17 protein-coding genes are annotated in these 18,038 nt (G+C 62.8%); 8 read left to right on the top strand and 9 right to left on the bottom strand.

Annotated elements, in window-relative coordinates:
* Positions 1–175: 175 nt before the first annotated feature.
* From rbfA to AC0L3H_RS07340, 6 genes are all read left to right on the top strand, one after another.
* Positions 176–613, top strand: a complete 438-nt coding sequence (rbfA, locus tag AC0L3H_RS07365; RefSeq protein WP_473584994.1) for a 30S ribosome-binding factor RbfA — start codon at positions 176–178, stop codon at positions 611–613.
* Entirely contained in the window at positions 613–1,575 is a 963-nt protein-coding gene (gene truB, locus AC0L3H_RS07360; RefSeq protein ID WP_473584993.1) for a tRNA pseudouridine(55) synthase TruB, read from the top strand. Before rbfA ends, truB begins: the two co-directional genes overlap by 1 nt.
* Before the next feature lie 43 nt (positions 1,576–1,618).
* On the top strand, positions 1,619–2,713 hold the full coding sequence (gene corA, locus AC0L3H_RS07355) for a magnesium/cobalt transporter CorA (RefSeq protein ID WP_473510217.1): 1,095 nt from the start codon (positions 1,619–1,621) through the stop codon (positions 2,711–2,713).
* Between the two features lie 77 nt (positions 2,714–2,790).
* Positions 2,791–3,165 carry a 30S ribosomal protein S15 gene (gene rpsO / locus AC0L3H_RS07350; protein ID WP_274609416.1) on the top strand — a complete coding sequence of 125 codons (375 nt, stop codon included), beginning with the start codon at positions 2,791–2,793 and terminating at the stop codon, positions 3,163–3,165.
* A 407-nt stretch (positions 3,166–3,572) separates the two neighbouring features.
* Entirely contained in the window at positions 3,573–5,720 is a 2,148-nt protein-coding gene (gene pnp / locus AC0L3H_RS07345) for a polyribonucleotide nucleotidyltransferase (RefSeq protein WP_023802123.1), read from the top strand.
* Between the two features lie 91 nt (positions 5,721–5,811).
* On the top strand, positions 5,812–6,825 hold the full coding sequence (locus AC0L3H_RS07340; protein ID WP_473584992.1) for a class I SAM-dependent methyltransferase: 1,014 nt from the start codon (positions 5,812–5,814) through the stop codon (positions 6,823–6,825).
* A 46-nt stretch (positions 6,826–6,871) separates the two neighbouring features.
* On the opposite strand, the gene fabI is transcribed toward AC0L3H_RS07340, so the two are convergent.
* The 3 genes from fabI to fabA form a co-directional block, all read right to left on the bottom strand.
* Positions 6,872–7,684 (bottom strand): enoyl-ACP reductase FabI, encoded by an 813-nt coding sequence (gene fabI, locus AC0L3H_RS07335; protein WP_023802125.1) that lies wholly within the window; start codon positions 7,682–7,684, stop codon positions 6,872–6,874.
* Positions 7,685–7,696: 12 nt separating this feature from the next.
* Positions 7,697–8,917, bottom strand: coding sequence for a beta-ketoacyl-ACP synthase I (fabB, locus tag AC0L3H_RS07330; RefSeq protein WP_473510213.1), 1,221 nt, complete (start codon positions 8,915–8,917; stop codon positions 7,697–7,699).
* A 128-nt stretch (positions 8,918–9,045) separates the two neighbouring features.
* Positions 9,046–9,564 carry a 3-hydroxyacyl-[acyl-carrier-protein] dehydratase FabA gene (gene fabA / locus AC0L3H_RS07325; protein WP_023802127.1) on the bottom strand — a complete coding sequence of 173 codons (519 nt, stop codon included), beginning with the start codon at positions 9,562–9,564 and terminating at the stop codon, positions 9,046–9,048.
* Positions 9,565–9,806: 242 nt separating this feature from the next.
* Between fabA and irrA the strand changes: the two genes are divergently transcribed.
* The gene (gene irrA, locus AC0L3H_RS07320) at positions 9,807–10,238 is read left to right on the top strand and encodes an iron response transcriptional regulator IrrA (RefSeq protein WP_473584991.1); all 432 of its coding nucleotides are present in this window, start codon (positions 9,807–9,809) and stop codon (positions 10,236–10,238) included.
* 69 nt (positions 10,239–10,307) lie between these two features.
* On the opposite strand, the gene AC0L3H_RS07315 is transcribed toward irrA, so the two are convergent.
* Positions 10,308–10,865 (bottom strand): SH3 domain-containing protein, encoded by a 558-nt coding sequence (locus AC0L3H_RS07315; protein ID WP_473584990.1) that lies wholly within the window; start codon positions 10,863–10,865, stop codon positions 10,308–10,310.
* Positions 10,866–11,023: 158 nt separating this feature from the next.
* On the opposite strand from AC0L3H_RS07315, the gene AC0L3H_RS07310 reads away from it, so the two are divergent.
* Complete coding sequence (locus AC0L3H_RS07310; RefSeq protein ID WP_023802130.1) at positions 11,024–12,025, top strand: 2-hydroxyacid dehydrogenase; 1,002 nt, start codon at positions 11,024–11,026, stop codon at positions 12,023–12,025.
* Between the two features lie 28 nt (positions 12,026–12,053).
* On the opposite strand, the gene AC0L3H_RS07305 is transcribed toward AC0L3H_RS07310, so the two are convergent.
* The 5 genes from AC0L3H_RS07305 to dnaA all read right to left on the bottom strand — a co-directional run bounded on the left by AC0L3H_RS07305 (position 12,054) and on the right by dnaA (position 17,682).
* Positions 12,054–12,536: a GNAT family N-acetyltransferase gene (locus AC0L3H_RS07305; RefSeq protein WP_473584989.1), complete on the bottom strand. Its 483-nt coding sequence runs from the start codon at positions 12,534–12,536 to the stop codon at positions 12,054–12,056.
* Positions 12,537–12,539: 3 nt separating this feature from the next.
* On the bottom strand, positions 12,540–13,295 hold the full coding sequence (locus AC0L3H_RS07300; RefSeq protein WP_473585056.1) for a molybdopterin-synthase adenylyltransferase MoeB: 756 nt from the start codon (positions 13,293–13,295) through the stop codon (positions 12,540–12,542).
* A gap of 158 nt (positions 13,296–13,453) precedes the next feature.
* A complete protein-coding gene (gene recF / locus AC0L3H_RS07295; RefSeq protein ID WP_473584988.1) occupies positions 13,454–14,629 on the bottom strand; it encodes a DNA replication/repair protein RecF in 1,176 nt (391 codons plus the stop codon).
* A gap of 128 nt (positions 14,630–14,757) precedes the next feature.
* A complete protein-coding gene (gene dnaN, locus AC0L3H_RS07290) occupies positions 14,758–15,876 on the bottom strand; it encodes a DNA polymerase III subunit beta (RefSeq protein WP_023802134.1) in 1,119 nt (372 codons plus the stop codon).
* 333 nt (positions 15,877–16,209) lie between these two features.
* Complete coding sequence (gene dnaA, locus AC0L3H_RS07285) at positions 16,210–17,682, bottom strand: chromosomal replication initiator protein DnaA (protein ID WP_023802135.1); 1,473 nt, start codon at positions 17,680–17,682, stop codon at positions 16,210–16,212.
* Positions 17,683–18,038: the final 356 nt, after the last annotated feature.

Raw genomic sequence — 18,038 nt, 5'->3', positions numbered from 1 at the left:
AAGGCTGCCGCCTAAACCTCCCGAAAAGTGGTATCCGGTTTTCGGAGGAGATCATGGTCAACAAAAAATAGAGCCTGATCCATTCCGATTTCTATCGGGATGGATCAGGCTTTAAAGCATATGAGACATGCGGCGCGGTCCCATCCCGTGCCTCACGATTTCAGGATAGAGAAAAATGCCCCGTTCAACCACGTCAGGTCCATCCCAGCGCATGCTTCGCGTCGGCGAGCAGGTGCGGCATGCGCTGTCGGAAACCTTGCAACGTGGCGAGATCCTCGATCCGCTGATCGAGAATTCGGTGGTTTCGGTCTCGGAGGTGCGCATGTCGCCCGATCTGAAGATCGCCACCGCTTTCGTCTCGCCGCTTGGCGCCAGTGATGCCGATGGGGTGGTCGAGGCGCTCAACAAGCATGCGAAATTCGTGCGCGGCCGCGTTTCCGGCGCGCTCCGGCAGATGAAGTACATGCCGGAATTCCGCTTCAGGCTCGACACCAGCTACGACAATTTCCAGAAGATCAACGAATTGTTGCACTCGCCCGAAGTGGCGCGCGATCTCGGCCCAGACGCCCAGATCGGCGACCAGAACAAAGACAACGACAAGGACGAAAAATAGTGGCGCGTCGCGGCAAGAAGAAGGGTCGGCCGATCTCCGGCTGGCTGGTGCTGGACAAACCCGTCGGCATGGGTTCGACCGAAGCCGTCTCCAAGATTAAATGGCTGTTCCAGGCGGAAAAGGCCGGCCATGCCGGCACGCTCGACCCGCTCGCTTCCGGCATGCTGCCGATCGCGCTCGGCGAAGCGACCAAGACCGTCCCCTATGTCCAGGATGGCGCCAAGGTCTACCGCTTCACGGTTGCCTGGGGTGAGGAGCGTTCGACCGATGACCTCGAAGGGCCGGTGACGAAAAGCTCCGACCAGCGTCCGGCTGAAGCCGATGTGCTTTTGCTGATGCCGAAATACACCGGCGTCATCATGCAGACGCCGCCGCAATTTTCGGCCATCAAGATCGCAGGCGAGCGCGCCTATGATCTTGCCCGCGACGGCGCGACGGTCGACATTCCGGCGCGGGAAGTCGAGATCGGCCGCCTCGACCTGATCGAGCACAGTGCTGACAGCACCATTTTCGAGGTCGAATGCGGCAAGGGCACCTATGTCCGCTCGCTGGCCCGCGACATGGGCCGCGATCTCGGCTGTTTCGGTCACATCGCCGAACTGCGCCGGATCGAGGTCGAGCCGTTCACGCAGGAAGAATTCGTCACCATCGCCGAGCTGGAAGCCGCCCGATTCGGCGAACAGCCCGATGAGGGTTCGGATTCAGCGGACACGGTGCCGGTCGACTTCGACGCCATCGACGCGTTTCTGGTCGACACGTCAGCCGCGCTCGACTGCCTGCCGCAGATCGCGATCAGCGACGACGCGGCAACAAAAATCCGCCTCGGCAACCCGGTCATCATCCGTGGCCGCGACGCGCCGGTGGAAGCCGAGGAAGCCTGCGCCACGGCGCGCGGCAAGCTGGTCGCCATCGGCGCCATCGAGCAAGGCATGTTCAAGCCGAAGCGGGTCTTTGCCGGCTGAGCCCCCTCGTCTAATCTCGATCAGAGGTACATTCGAGGGGCACATGGCAAAGGCCGAGACGATCAGGAAGCGGGCGCCGGTGACAGAACGGCGGCCGCCGATCGGCGCATCACCAGGCACACTGATCGCCGACCCTGCGGCGCGGCGCAGCGAACTGCGACTGACACTGATGTCGCCCGACAAATTCGAGACAATCGAAGATGCCAGCATCAACGACCTGAATGCTCATTGCAACGCATGGCCGGTCATCTGGCTCGATTGCACCGGTCTCGCCAACATCCCGCTGATCGAGGAGATTGGCCGGATTTTCAGCCTGCATCCGCTGGCGCTGGAAGACGTCGTCAACACCGGCCAGCGGCCGAAGGTGGACTTCTTCGAGGACCATGCCTTCGTCGTCGTCAGGATGATCGACGACGTCACCGCGCATCGCTACGAGCAGATCGCGGTCTTCTTCGGCAGGAACTTCGTCGTCACCTTCCAGGAGCGCGAAGGCGATCCGTTCGATCCCGTGCGCAAGCGCATCGAAAGCTCGATGCCCAACCGGCTGCGCTCACGCGGCGCCGACTATCTCGCCTATGCGCTGATCGACGCCATTGTCGACAGTTATTTCCCGCCGATCGAGACCGCCGGGGACTTGGTCGACAGCATCGAGGACCAGATGCTGCGCGCGGCGGACAGGCACCAGATGCGGCGGCTTCACGAGTTGCGGCGCGACGCCAACGTGCTGAAGGGGGTGCTTTGGCCGATGCGCGACGCGCTAGCGACGCTGATCCGCAACGACGTGCCCTACGTCAAGCCCGAGACCAAGATCTTCCTGAACGACACGCTCGATCACTCGCTTCGGCTCATCGAACTGGTCGAAACCCAGCGCGACATGCTGACCGGTCTGATCGAGATGCATCTGTCGCTGAGTCAGGCACGCACCAGCGACGTCATCAGCTATCTGACGATCGTCTCGGTGATCTTCATCCCGCTCACCTTTCTCGCTGGCGTGTGGGGCATGAACTTCGATCCCGAAGCCTCGCCATGGAACATGCCGGAGCTGAAGGCCCAATACGGCTATCCGGCAGCGCTGGTGTTCATGGCCGTTGTCGCGCTCGGGCTTGTCGCCTTCTTCAGATGGAAGAAGTGGCTTTAGCCGACGCGAAATCTTCGTTTGTGCAGCAAAAAGCCGGCTTGTGAATTGGGCTGGTGTTTTTGCCTGAATTGCCCTATATGCGCCGCAGCATCGTGCAATGCCACGTTGCTTGTACCGGCCCCTGCTGGACGACATCCCGGCCGAGGGCGTCCCGTTTCCTCAAACAGATAAGGAAAAACACGATGTCGATTACTGCCGAGCGCAAGAAGGAATTGATGGGTGAATTCGCAACCGCCAAGGGCGATACCGGGTCTCCGGAAGTCCAGGTGGCCATCCTTTCCGAGCGCATCAAGAACCTGACCGACCATTTCAAGGACCACAAGAAGGATAACCATTCCCGCCGTGGTCTGCTCGCTCTCGTCTCCCAGCGCCGCAGCCTGCTTGATTATCTCAAGCGCAAGGATGACGCGCGCTATCAGACGCTGATCGAGAAGCTCGGTCTGCGCCGTTGACGAATTGACCGGCGGGTTCTTTTGAGAGCCCGCCGGTCGCGCATTGGAGCAGTCCATTGCTCCAATGAAGGAAGTAGAGCGCCGCGCTTCGATTTGGACGCGCACATGGGACGCTCTGAAACTTTGAATTTGCGCAAGGCATTTCCGAGAGCCGCGGTTTTCGGGTCATGCGCAAGGCCAGTCGGATCGATTGGCCAGACCCGGTTTCGATATAGCACAGGGCCATTCGAAACCGCCCATGGACGGTCATGGGGCAGGATTGCAGGACGCTCGCGCGGCACCCGCGCCGGATTTTACCCGAGCTTCCCGTTGTCTTGCCCGTGGCTGCCCGAGAAACGAAGCCAAGGGAAAGGGGCACTCGCGCACGATGAAATGGCGCGGCCCTTTCCGCATATGAAGGACAAGACATGTTCAATCACCACAAAGTGGAAATCGAATGGGGCGGCCGTCCGCTCATCCTCGAAACCGGCAAGATTGCGCGCCAGGCTGACGGCGCGGTGCTCGCCACCTACGGCGAAACCAAGGTTCTCGCCACCGTCGTTTCGATGAAGGAACCAAAACCCGGCCTCGATTTCTTCCCGCTGACCGTCAACTACCAGGAGAAGACCTATGCCGCCGGCAAGATCCCGGGCGGCTATTTCAAGCGCGAAGGCCGTCCGAGCGAAAAGGAAACGCTGGTTTCCCGTCTCATCGACCGTCCGATCCGCCCACTCTTCGCTGACGGTTACAAGAACGACACGCAGATCGTTGTCACCGTCGTCCAGCATGATCTCGAAAACGACCCGGACATCCTGTCGATCGTCGCCACCTCGGCGGCTTTGACGCTGTCCGGCGTCCCTTTCATGGGTCCGATCGGCGGCGCCCGCGTCGGCTACATCAACGGCGAATATGTGCTCAATCCGCATGTCGACGAGATGCAGGAATCCAAGCTTGACCTGATCGTCGCCGGCACCTCCGACGCCGTGCTGATGGTCGAGTCCGAAGCCAAGGAACTCGGCGAGGATCTGATGCTCGGCGCCGTCATGTTCGGCCATCGCGGCTTCCAGCCGGTGATCGACGCCATCATCAAGCTGGCAGAAGTCGCCGCCAAGGATCCGCGTGACTTCACCGCGCCGGATTATTCGGCGCTTGAAGCCGAGATGCTGAAGATCGTCGAAGGCGAGCTTCGCGATGCCTACAAGATCACTGACAAGCAGAAGCGCTATGCCGCCGTCGACGCCGTCAAGGCGAAGGTCAAGGCTGCGTTCGCACCCGCAGAAGGCGAAGAAGCCAAGTATACGTCCGAGCAGATCGGCACCGTGTTCAAGGAGCTCCAGGCCAAGGTCGTGCGCTGGAACATTCTCGACACCGGTTCGCGCATCGACGGCCGCGATCTGAAGACGGTTCGCAAGATCGTCTCCGAAGTCGGCGTCCTGCCGCGCACCCACGGCTCGGCGCTGTTCACCCGCGGCGAGACCCAGGCGCTGGTCGTCGCCACGCTCGGCACCGGCGAGGACGAGCAGTATGTCGATTCGCTGACCGGCATGTACAAGGAAAAGTTCCTCCTTCACTACAACTTCCCTCCCTATTCGGTCGGTGAAACCGGTCGCATGGGTTCGCCCGGCCGCCGCGAAATCGGCCACGGCAAGCTCGCCTGGCGCGCGATCCGCCCGATGCTGCCGACATCGGACCAGTTCCCCTACACGCTGCGCGTCGTCTCGGAGATCACCGAGTCCAACGGCTCGTCGTCGATGGCTACCGTCTGCGGCACCTCGCTGGCGCTGATGGATGCCGGTGTGCCGCTGGCCAAGCCGGTCGCCGGCATCGCCATGGGTCTGATCAAGGAAGGCGAGCGCTTCGCGGTGCTCTCCGACATCCTCGGCGACGAGGACCATCTCGGCGACATGGACTTCAAGGTTGCCGGCACCGCCAACGGCATCACCTCGCTGCAGATGGACATCAAGATCGAGGGCATCACCGAGGAGATCATGAAGATCGCGCTGGATCAGGCCAAGGACGGCCGCCAGCATATCCTCGGCGAAATGGGCCATGCGCTGTCCGGCGCGCGCTCCGAACTCGGCGAATTCGCGCCGCGCATCGAGGTCATGCACATCCCGACCGACAAGATCCGCGACGTGATTGGCTCGGGCGGCAAGGTCATCCGCGAGATCGTCGAAAAGACCGGCGCCAAGATCAACATCGAGGACGACGGCACGGTCAAGATCGCTTCGTCCAACGCCAAGGAGATTGAGGCGGCGAAGAAGTGGATCCACACCATCGTCGCCGAGCCGGAAGTCGGCGAAATCTACGAGGGCACGGTCGTCAAGACCGCCGACTTCGGCGCTTTCGTCAACTTCTTCGGTCCGCGTGACGGCCTCGTCCACATCTCGCAGCTTGCCAATGATCGCGTCGCCAAGACTTCGGACGTCGTCAAGGAAGGCGACAAGGTCTGGGTCAAGCTGATGGGCTTCGATGAGCGCGGCAAGGTCCGCCTGTCGATGAAGGTCGTCGACCAGGCCACCGGCAAGGAAATCGCCCGCGACAAGAAGGCCGACGGCGAAGAAGACGCCGCCTGAGCGATCTGACCGAACAATCGAAACGGGCGCGCCGACAGGTCGCGCCCGCTTTCATTTTCTGGTCAAGCCAGCTGCACTTCGAGATCGAAAAATGTCCGCTGAGCCGCTGAAGACACTGTTCCATCCGTTCGAGGCGGGGGCTGTTTCCTTGCCGCGTAAGGGCGAGCGTGTCCTCTTTCTGGGCGCTGAGCCGGGCTTCCGCCTGCCCGAAGGTTTTGATGCAGCACTGCATCTTGTGCAAGGCTTCCGGCCGCACTTTCGCGCGCTGCAGGCGGCCGGTTTCACCGTCACGCCGCGCCTGGAGGGCGAAGGTTTCGATGCGGCATTGGTGCTTGCCGGCCGCCATCGCGGGCAGAACGAATTGCGCATCGCCGAGGCGATTGAGCGTGTGCGGCCGGGCGGATCGATTGTCGTTGCCGGCGCCAAGGACGCTGGCATTGCCAGCCTGCGCAAGCGCATCGACGAGCTTGTGTCTCTCGACGGCCATTTGCCGAAACATCACGGCATCGCCTTCTGGTTTCATCGACCTGCCGATGCTTCGGTCGCGGCAGCGCTTCGCGCTGCCAATCCCGCCCTTCTGGTCGAGGATCGGTTCCGCACCGCACCAGGCATGTTTTCTTTCGATAAGATCGATGCAGGTTCGAGATTGCTGGTCGACAATCTCCCCGGCGACCTGCGTGGCAGCGTTGCCGATTTCTGCGCCGGCTGGGGCTATGTGGCGGCCGAGGTCGCCGCCCGCTCACCTGGCATATCGGCGCTTGATCTCTACGAGGCCGACTTCGATGCGCTGGAGGCGGCGAAATTCAATATCGGCAACACAGCGGCGGAACCCAACTTCTTCTGGATCGATCTTTTGAGCGAGCCGGTCGAGCGGCGCTATGACGCCATCGCCATGAACCCGCCCTTCCATCGCAGCCGGGCGGCCGAGCCCGAGATCGGCGCAGGCATGATCCGCGCCGCGGCAAAGGCGCTGAAGCCGGGCGGTCGGCTGTTCGTGGTGGCGAACCGCCAGCTTCCCTACGAGCCGGTGCTGGCGGCCGCCTTCTCCAGCCATGCCGAGATTGCCCGCGACGGCATGTTCAAGGTTTTCGCGGCGCGCCGCTGAAGGCTGGTTCACGCGGACAACGGCATCTTCTGCGGCCGAAATTAAATTACTCTCGTCCGCTGTCGGTCCGCTTCAGCTCGTCGAGCGCCGGCATCGAGACGATGTGGTAGCCGGAATCGACATAGTGGATTTCGCCGGTGACGCCCGACGACAGGTCGGACAGCAGATAGAGCGCGGAACCACCGACTTCGTCGATAGTCACTGTGCGGCGCAGCGGCGAGTTGCGCTGCTGGTAGGAAAACATGTGGCGTGCGTCGGAAATCCCGGCGCCGGCCAGTGTCCGCACCGGTCCGGCGGATATGCCGTTCACCCTGATGCCGCGCGGGCCGTAGTCGTTAGCGAGGTAGCGGACGCTGGCTTCAAGCCCGGCCTTGGCGACGCCCATGACGTTGTAGTTCGGCATGACGCGGACCGAACCGGCATAGGTCAGCGTGATCATCGAGCCGCCGTCCTTCATCAGCGCGGCCGCATGACGGGCGACCTCGGTGAAGGAGTAGCAGGAGATGACCATGGTGCGGACGAAATTGTCGCGGCTGGTGTCGGCGTAAAGGCCTTTCAGCTCGTTCTTGTCGGAAAAGCCGATGGCGTGGACGACGAAGTCCAGGCCGCCCCAGGCCTCGCCCAAGGTCTCGAAGGTGGCGGCAACCGATGCGCTGTCCTCGACGTCGCAAGGCACGACCAGCGAGGAGCCGAGCTTGTCGGCGAGCGGCTTGACCCGGCGCCCGAAGGCTTCGCCCTGATAGGTGAAGGCGAGTTCCGCCCCATGTTCGGACAGTTTCCGGGCGATGCCCCAGGCGATCGAATGGTCGTTGGCGACACCCATGACAAGCCCGCGCTTGCCCTTCATCAATCCGTCCATGGTTGGCAGTCCTTATGCGGAATAGCGCTGGAAAATCAGCGTTGCGTTGGTGCCGCCGAAACCGAACGAGTTGGACAGGACAGTGTCGATCCTGGCATCGTCGATGCGCTCTCGCACGATCGGCATACCCTCGAATTCCGGATCGAGCTGCTCGATATGGGCGCTCTCGCCGATGAAGCCGCCTTGCATCATCAGGATCGAGTAGATCGATTCCTGCACGCCGGCCGCACCCAGCGAATGGCCGGTCAGCGATTTCGTCGAGGTGATGAACGGCATGTTTTCGCCGAACACCTCGCGGATCGCGCCCATTTCCCTGGAGTCGCCGACCGGCGTCGAGGTGCCGTGCGTGTTGATGTAGTCGACCGGCGAAGAGACGGTCGCCAGCGCCTGCCGCATGCAGCGCACCGCGCCTTCGCCCGAGGGCGCCACCATGTCGAAGCCGTCGGAGGTTGCGCCATAGCCGACGACCTCGGCGTAGATCTTGGCGCCGCGCGCCTTGGCATGCTCGAGCTCTTCCAGAACCAGCACGCCGGCGCCGCCGGCAATGACGAAGCCGTCGCGATCGACGTCATAGGCGCGCGAGGCAGCCGATGCCCGGTCGTTGAACTTGGAGGACATGGCGCCCATCGCATCGAACAGGTCCGACATCGTCCAGTCGAGGTCCTCATGGCCGCCGGCGAAGACCATGTCCTGCTTGCCCCACTGGATCAGTTCGTAGCCATTGCCGATGCAATGCGCCGAGGTCGAGCAGGCCGAAGAGATCGAATAATTGACGCCGTGGATCTTGAACCAGGTGGCGAGCGTCGCCGAAGCGGTCGACGACATCGCCTTCGGCACCGCGAACGGGCCGATGCGCTTGGGGCTGCCGTTCTTGAGCGTGGTTTCAGCGGCTTCGACGATGGTTCTGGTCGATGGACCGCCCGATCCCATGACGATGCCGGTGCGCTCATTGGTGATCTCGTTCTCGCCAAGTCCAGCGTCCACGATCGCCTGGTCCATGGCGACATGGTTCCAGGCCGCACCTTGCGACAGGAAGCGCATGGCGCGGCGATCGATCAGCGCGGCGGGGTCGAGCGTCGGCGCTCCCCAGACCTGGCAGCGGAAGCCGTGTTCGGCGAAGGAATCGGAGAAGCTGATGCCGGATCTGGCATCATGCAGCGAGGCCTGCACCTCGTTGGCATTGTTGCCGATCGAGGACACGATGCCGAGGCCTGTCACTACGACCCGTCTCATTAGCAACTCCTTCCAGCGCATGAACCCGAAACCTGCCGGACCGAAACCTGCCGGACAAGGATGCGCAAATTAAGTTCTACAGCTTCCTTTGCGCCTCCCGCGGACTCGCCGCGCTGCGCAGGCGCCGGTCAGGCGGCGGCCGATTGCTTGGACAGACCCACCTTGAGATCCGTTGCTGCGTATATGGGTTCGCCATCTGCCTTCAGCCAGCCGTCGGCGATACCCAGCACCAGCCGGCCGCGCATCACGCGCTTGAAATCCACGCCATATTCTACCTTCTTGACCGACGGCGTCACCATGCCTTTGAATTTCACTTCGCCGGTCGACAGCGCCATGCCCTTGCCCGGCTCGCCGAGCCAGCCGAGGTAGAATCCCGTCAATTGCCACATGGCGTCGAGGCCCAGGCATCCCGGCATGATCGGGTTGCCGATGAAGTGGCAGGCGAAAAACCACAGGTCCGGCTTGATGTCGAACTCGGCGCGGATGAAGCCCTTGTCGAAGGCGCCGCCGGTCTCGCTGATTTCGGTGATGCGGTCGAACATCAGCATCGGCGGATAGGGCAGCTGGGCGTTTCCAGGTCCGAACAGCTCGCCGCGGGCGCAGGCAAGCAGTTCCTCGTAATCGTAGCTGGATTTCGAAACCGCCATCAGTCTCCGTCCCCAATAATCGTCCGGGCGGTAGCGCGCCCTTGTCGTTGGTTCCTAACACAATCTATTTCCGGCCGGAAACCGGCGTTTGCGCTTAACCTGCCCGCCTGCCGGGGTCAATGCGCGCTATTGATCGTATTCGGCCGACAGAATATATGTCGGGTTATGTCCAGGTTCGGTCAATGTTCGTTTTTTGCCGTTCTGGGCAGCTCTTGAGGCGAAACTTGAGCTTGGACGGATAGATGGATCTGGGCTGCCGGAAGGAAAATGTCGCTGTGGACAAGCGGGTTCGCGAAGCTGGCCTGAGGCCGACGCGTCAGCGCATTGCGCTGGCCGATCTGCTTTTTGCCAAAGGCGACCGCCATCTGTCGGCCGAGGAACTGCACGAGGAGGCGATCGCCGCCGGCGTGCCGGTATCGCTCGCCACCGTCTACAACGCCCTTCATCAATTCACCCAGGCGGGCCTTCTGCGCATCCTGGCCGTCGAGGGGTCGAAGACCTACTTCGACACCAACACCTCCGATCACCATCATTTCTACATTGAGGGCGAAAACAGGATTTTCGACATCGCCAGCGGTCCTGTCACGGTTTCCAACCTGCCGGAGCCGCCGGAGGGCATGGAGATCGCCAATGTCGATATCGTGGTGAGGCTGCGCCCCAAACGCTACGAGTGATCGGCTCGTCATAAGGCCGCGAGATACCGTTTCGCCGATATCGGCTCCGGACTCGACCGGCAAGAAGAGTCAGTCCTTGACCCGTTCGCCGGGATAGGCGCCCCAGACCAGCGACTGGGCGAGCCAGCCGGTGTGGCCACTGAAGGTCATTTCGCACCACTGGCCGTCACAGGACTTGATCGTGCCCATGGCGCCCGGCTCGATGATTGCGACGATGCCGGCATCCTTTTGCGGGTCGTCGAGCAGGTTGATTCGGGCATCTTTGCCGCGCTGCCAGGGTGCTACGATCGCCGTGCGGCGACCGGAAAGCAGCGACTGGTTGATCCAGCCTTCCGAGCCGTCGGCATCGCGCACACGACGCCAGGTGTCGAATTCCTGGATGATCTCCATCGGCAGGCCGGGCTTCATATACATCCAGTCGACGGAATAGTTGACGCCTGGTCCGACGCGGGAGTTGACGCGGCCGGCTTTCAGGCTGACGAAGCGCGGCAGCGGCAGGCCGCTCGGCCCGAGCGTGACGCTCTGGGTCGGTGCTGCCGCATTCTGTGCCGCCACATCCGGGGAATAAAGTAGAGCGCCGAGAAATGCTGCGCTGAGGGCCAGGCGGAGCGACGCGAAACCAGACACTTTCGTTCCCTTTCGGCGCCGGCTCATCGGCCTTGGCGCCCCTTTTTCTTTGTCTTCGGCGGAACCTCTTGTTACATGGAGAACTGGCACCGCGACCGGCCTGCAGTTTCGCCTGTCTTGGTTAAAGAGGTCTCAACGAGGTCGGGTTCGAGGAAACAATGGTAGGCAGAAAAAGGCCCCTCGTCGTCATCACGCGCAAGCTGCCCGACCCGGTCGAGACCCGCATGCGTGAGCTGTTCGACGCCCGGCTGAATGTCGAAGACCGGCCGATGACGCAGCCGGAATTGGTCGCGGCGGTCAAGGAAGCCGACGTGCTGGTGCCGACCATAACCGATCAAATCGACGCGGCGCTGATCGCCCAGGCCGGTGACAACCTCAAGCTGATCGCCAATTTCGGCAACGGCGTCGACAAGATCGACGTGTCAGCAGCAGCGAAGAAGGGCATTACCGTCACCAACACGCCGAACGTTTTGACCGAAGATACCGCCGACATGACCATGGCGCTGATGCTGGCGGTGCCGCGGCGGCTGGCGGAAGGCGCCAATGTGCTGACCGGCGACAAGAAATGGGCCGGCTGGTCGCCGACCTGGATGCTCGGCCGGCGTATCTGGGGAAAACGCCTCGGCATTGTCGGCATGGGCCGCATCGGCACCGCCGTCGCCCGGCGGGCCAAGGCCTTTGGCCTGTCGATCCACTATCACAACCGCCATCGCGTGCTTGCCGCGGTCGAGGATGAGCTGGAGGCGACCTATTGGGAAAGCCTCGACCAGATGCTTGCCCGCATGGACATCATTTCGGTCAATTGTCCGTCGACGCCGGCGACCTTCCATCTGCTTTCGGCGCGGCGGCTGGCGCTTCTGCAACCGTCCGCTTACATCGTCAACACGGCGCGCGGCGACATCATCGACGAGGACTCTCTGGTCAAGCTGATCCAGGACGGCAAGATCGCCGGCGCCGGGCTCGACGTCTACGAGCATGAGCCGGCGCTGAACAGCAAATTGCTGAAGCTCGCCGCCAAGGGCAAGGTCGTGCTGTTGCCGCATATGGGGTCGGCGACGCTCGAAGGCCGCATCGACATGGGCGAGAAGGTGATCATCAACATCCGCGCCTTCTTCGATGGCCATCGGCCGCCGGATCGCGTGCTGCCGCTGCGGACGTGACCGGCTGCCATCGTAAGTTAGCGTAGGCTTACGAAAGCACCTTGCGCATGGTGATCGAGGTCGGACGGTCATAGCCACTGTGCGCCGTCCGTTCCGTTTCGCGAAAGCCGAGGCGGGCAAAGGCCGCGTGATTCGCGGTCAATTCGATCCGCGTCTGAAGCTCGATCGCAGGCTTGCCGCGGTCGCGGGCAAGGTCCTCGACAGCTTGCATCAGCTGCCTGGCAATGCCTTGTCCCTGAAAGTCAGGTTCGACCGCGAGCTTTCCGACATAGAAATCGTTGGCCCGCTCCAGGACAAAAACGCAGCCGACAATCCTGCCGCCCTTCAGCGCCGCAAAGCCCGTCTCCTGCCGGGCCTTGTCCCGGAGATTTTCGACCGTGAGCCGATGCGCCGAGGATGGCGGATCGATGACGCCGTCCATGGCAGCGAAGGCGCGCATGATCAGCGCCAGCACCTCGTCCCAACGGTCGAAATCGGCCGGAAGCTGCGCGACGGAAACCAGGCTGCCCAAAATCTAGCTGCTCTTGTAGCGGATAGTGTCGAAGCGCGCGGCCAACGCATCGTAAAGCAGCAGCCGGCCGACCAGCGGCTCGCCGATGCCGGCGATCAGCTTGATCGCCTCCATGGCCTGCAGCGTGCCGACGACGCCGGTCAGCACGCCGAGCACGCCGGCCACGGCGCAGGATGGCACCAGGCCCGGCGGCGGCGGTTCCGGAAACAGATCGCGATAACTCGGATTCGGCCTGCCGTCCGTGCCGGTCTCGAACGGTTTCAGCACGGTCACTGAGCCGTCGAAGCGGCCGACGGCGGCATGGACCAGCGGCCGCTTTTCCACGGCGCAGGCGTCGGCCACCGCATAACGGGTTTCGAAATTGTCGGAGCCGTCGACGACAATGTCATAACCGGCGACAAGGGCAGGGGCGTTGTCCGCCGTCAGCCTGAGATTGTGCAGTTCCACGGCGACGTTGGGGTTGATGCGGGCGATCGCCGCCTTGGCACTGTCGGTCTTCGCCATGCCGACAGCGCCGGTGCCGTGGATCACCTGCCTTTGCAGATTCGACAGCGAGACGCTGTCGTCGTCGACGATGCCGAGTGTGCCGACGCCGGCTGCGGCAAGATATTCAAGCACCGGCGCTCCCAGCCCGCCGGCGCCGATGACCAGGACGCGAGCCCGCTTCAGTCGCTGCTGGCCGGCGCCGCCGATCTCGGGCAGCACGATGTGGCGGGCGTAGCGTTCGAGTTCTTCGTCGGTGAGCGCGGTGGTGATCATCGCCGGACCATATAGCCTGCCATCGAGCTTGGCCATCGAGGTACGCAGCGGGCGAATAGCGAATAGCGAGTAGTGAGTAGTGAGTAGTGAAAGTAGTGAGTAAGTGAGTAGCGAGCACCGAGAGCACCCTTATTTCACCATTCACCATTCACCATTCGCTACTCGCTACTCGCTATAGTCGGCCTAACCGCCCCATGATCGACGGTCAAAAACTGCGCGCGTCCGTTGAGACTGGAAAACAGCGCCGCATCGGTCCCGGTCATGAAAGCCTGGCAGTTCAGCTCTTCGAGGATCGAGAACAGCGCGGCGCGTCGGCCCGCGTCGAGATGGGCGGCGATTTCGTCGAGCAGCAGGATCGGCGTCATGCCAGACATCTCGCCGGTCAGCCGGGCGTGCGACAGGACCATGCCGACCAGCAGCGCCTTCTGCTCGCCGGTCGAACAGAGTTCGGCCGGCATCGCCTTTGGTCGGTGCCGCACCACGAGATCCGACCGGTGCGGCCCGTCGAGCGTGCGCCCGGCGGCGCGGTCGCGATCGCGCGCTTCGGCAAGAGTGCGGCGGAACCGCTCCTCGACATCGACAGCCGCGCTGGTTGCGACCTCGCTTTCCAGCGCGCCGGACAGGCCGATGTCGGCTTGCGGAAAGGGACCGGAGCTTGGCAGCCTGTCGATCATGGCGGCGAGCAGGCGCACCAGTTCGGCACGCGCCGCGGCAATCGCCACACCGGTTTCGGCCATTTGCGTCTCGATCGCATCGAACCAAGCGCCGTCGCGCGAGCCTTCGGCGAGCAGTCGATTGCGGCCGCGCATCGCTTTTTCGTAGTCGAGCGCGCGCTGGCCGTGGCCCGGATCGATCGCCAGCACCTGCCGGTCGAGAAAGCGCCGCCGATCTGCGGCCGGCCCGGTGAACAATGCATCCATCGCCGGTGTCAGCCAGACGACGCGCAACCATTCCAGCATGTCCTCCGCCGAGCGCGCCGCCGCGCCGTTGATCCGCACCCGCCGGCCGCCTTCGGCGGCGTCGCCGCCTGCGATGCCGGTGCCGATCTCGACCGGGCCGTCCGGCCCATCGAGCCGGGCATGAATGGCAAAGCCGCCGTCGCCGCCTTCGCGCGCCACGTCGGCATAAGGCGCACGGCGCAGGCCGCGCCCCGGCGTCAACAGGGAAATCGCCTCCAGCAGATTGGTTTTGCCGGCACCATTGTCACCGGAAAAAACCACCGGGCCGGGATCGAGATCGATCGACAGTGTTGTGTAATTGCGGAAACTGGTAAGCGAAAGCTTACTTATATGAGTCTGCTGATCGCGCTCAGGCTGCTTCGCAACTCCGGTCATGACAGCAAGATGGCCTCGTTCGGGCCTAAAGCGCGCCGCGTTTGACCGGCCTCATGCGACGCGCTTTAGGTTGTTGTTTTATGCAAGTCGTTATCGCAAAACCGCTGCACACTTTTGCGCGACATGCATCAGACCCGCATCGGCATCAGCACGTAGAGCGTGGTTTCGTCGGCCATGTCGTGGATCAGCGTTGGCGAGCCGGCATCCGCCAGCATGAATTTTGCCTCGGTGCCGGTCAACTGGGCGGCGACGTCGAGCAGATATTTGGCGTTGAAGCCGATTTCGATCGCGTCGGACGAATAATCCGCGGCCAGTTCTTCGGTGGCGCTGCCCGAATCCGGATTGTTGACAGCAAGCGTGACCTGGCCTTCTCCAATCGAAAGCTTCACCGCCCGGCCGCGTTCGGACGAAATGGTCGAGACGCGGTCGACGGCGGCGGCGAAACTCTGGCGGTCGATGATCAGCTTCTTGTCGTTGCCGGTCGGGATCACCCGCTGATAGTCCGGGAAGGTGCCGTCGATCAGCTTCGAGGTCAAGACGACGCTGCCGATGGTGAAGCGGATCTTGGTGTCGGACAATTCGGTGGTCACCGCGATATCCGGGTCATCGACGAGCTTTTGCAATTCGCTGACCGTCTTGCGCGGAATGATGATGCCCGGCATGCCTTCCGATCCTGCCGGCGCGTCGATCTCGGCGCGCGCCAGCCGATGGCCGTCGGTCGCTACCGAGCGCAGCTTCAGCTTGCCGTCGGCGTCATGCGTGTGCAGGTAGATGCCGTTCAGGTAGTAGCGCGTCTCTTCGGTGGAGATGGCGAATTGGGTCTTCTCGATCAGGCCCTTGAGCGCGACCGAATCGAGCCGGAAGATATGCGAGAACGATCCGGCCGAAAGCTCCGGGAAATCGGATTGCGGCAGGCATTGGAGGCGAAAGCTCGAGCGGCCCGAGGTCACCGTCATGGCGTTGCCGTCCTCGTCAGTCTTCAGCATGACCTCGGCGCCGTCGGCGAGCTTGCGCACGATGTCGTAGAGCAGGTGCGCCGGAACCGTCGTCGCGCCGCCGCGCTCGACCTTGGCGGGCGTGGCTTCGGTCACTTCCAGGTCGAGGTCGGTCGCCTTCATTTCAAGGGTGGCGCCTTCGGCGCTCAGCAGCACGTTCGACAGGATCGGTATGGTGTTGCGCCGCTCGACCACGCGATGAACGTGGTTGAGCGACTTCAGGAGATTTGACCGTTCCAGGATAACACGCATGACGAAACAGGCTCGCTTGAATGAATGGGCGGGTCTCCGGCAAGCGGCAACCCGCGAAAGGTCTGAACAGGTCAGAATCTGCACAAACTGACAGGAAAAAACCGGTGAACGCAAGCCCGCGCTGACGGTTCGGGCCGGTTACGCGGGCTTTCTTGGGATAAAACCGGCGAAGCCCGCAAGCCAATGCTCGTCGCCCAAAAGTATGCCCTCGGGTCAGCCCGGGTCAGGCCCGAGGGTGCGCGGCGGTTTTTGCGGCAACGACGTGCATAAGGACGGAGATAACGAGCGCGTCGCGGCCATCCAGACGCGACACGCTTTTGTTTTTCGGGCCGGTCAGGCCTGATCGTTGATCAATCTTCTCAGCAATTCGAGCTCCTGCGCCAGCGTGTTGTCGACGCCTGAAAGGTCCTCGATCTTGCGCACGGCGTGCAGCACCGTCGTGTGGTCGCGGCCACCGAAACGCCGCCCGATCTCCGGCAAGGAGCGCGGTGTCATCACCTTCGACAGGTACATGGCGACCTGCCGCGGCTTGACGATGGTGCGGGTGCGCCGGTTGGACAGAAGTTCCGTCTTCGACACATTGTAGTGGCGCGCGACGATGCGCTGGATGTCCTCGATGCGCACCCGCTTCGGCTCGCCCGAACGATAGATGTGGCCGAGGATCTCATCGATGCGGTCGATGGTGATCTGCGGTTCGAACGACTGGCGGAACAGAAGCTGGTTGAACGCACCTTCGAGTTCACGCCCGCTGCCGGTCACCGTGCGGGCGACATGGTTGAGGATCTCCTCCGAGATGTCGAGCGATTGATCGTCGGCCTTGGCGGTGGCAAGGCGCAGCTTGAGCATGCCGATCCGCATGGCGAAATCCGGCGCCGACATTTCGAGCGCGACGCCGCCGTTGAGGCGCGAGCGGACGCGGGGCTCCAGCGATTCCAGTTCCGACGGCGGCCGGTCGGCGGCGACCACCACCTGCTTGGCGCTGTCGAGCAGCATGTTGATCAGATGGCAGAATTCATGCTGGATCGACTTGCCTTGCAGGAACTGCATGTCGTCGATGATGAGGAGGTCGATGTCGCGCAACTGTTCCTTCAGCGTCAGCGCGTTGTTGTCGCGGATCGCGGTGGCAAACCGCCACATGAAATATTCGGCCGTGAGATAGACGACGCGCGATTTCGGATTCTGCTTCAGCGATTCCGCCGCGATCGCCTGCAGCAGGTGCGTCTTGCCCAGCCCCACCGTCGCGTGCAGAAACAGCGGATTGAAGCGCACCGCGCTCGACTGCGATTCCGCCACCGCCTTGGCGGCGGCGAAGGCCACCCGGTTCGACGGTCCTTCGATGAAGGAGCCGAACGTGTAGCGCGGGTCAAGCGGCGAACCGAGCACATTGTGCCGGAACTCGGTCTCGGCAGGCATTCCCGGGCGAGGTGCCGGTACCCGCTCCACCCTGCCGGGGGCCGCTGTTCCCGCGGCCAGCGCCGTTTGCGCCTGCCTGGTCATCTTGCGCGCCGGGGCCACTTCGGGCTCGACGCCGTTGCGCCCCGGGCGGGTAGCGGTGCGCACGACGATCTCGATCTTGAGGATTTCAGGATCCTCGTGTTTCCACAACTCGGCGATGAGGTCGAGGTAGTGGCCGTTGATCCACGAGCGCAGGAAGGCGGTGGGCACCGAGATGCGGACAATGCCCCGGGACGCCTCGGCGACCTTCATGCGCCCGAACCAGCTCGAATAGACTTCGGTTCCCAGACGCGCCTTCAACTGGGCCTTGACCCGGTCGAACTTTTGTTCCGCGTCGATGGAAGCCGACATAGCGTCCCCTCCGGTTAAGGTCCCAGGGAATGGGAGGTCGCCCGTAAGCTCCCTTTCGATGCCGCTCTGCATGATCGAGTTCCTTGTCCTTTTGTACCTTTTTCCGCCGGGAATGCGCCTCCTGCATTCATGTTTCCGGCGACCGTGTCCTCACAGCGACACCATCGCCGCCGCCGGCAGCTGATGTCGCCTCATTGTCGGGGAACCGGCGCCGGCTCCTCGGAGCCAGCCCGCTTTGGTCATGTCAGGGCAATACAATTCCGCCCGGCGAAACGCCGGCGCGTCATTGATCTGCCATGTACAATTACGCCATTCCCCTACCGTATCGAAAAGGCAAACCAAACCCGTACGCGGAG

This window comes from Mesorhizobium sp. WSM4816, from assembly GCF_055811535.1.
This window is presented reverse-complemented; position numbering and strand designations above follow the sequence as displayed.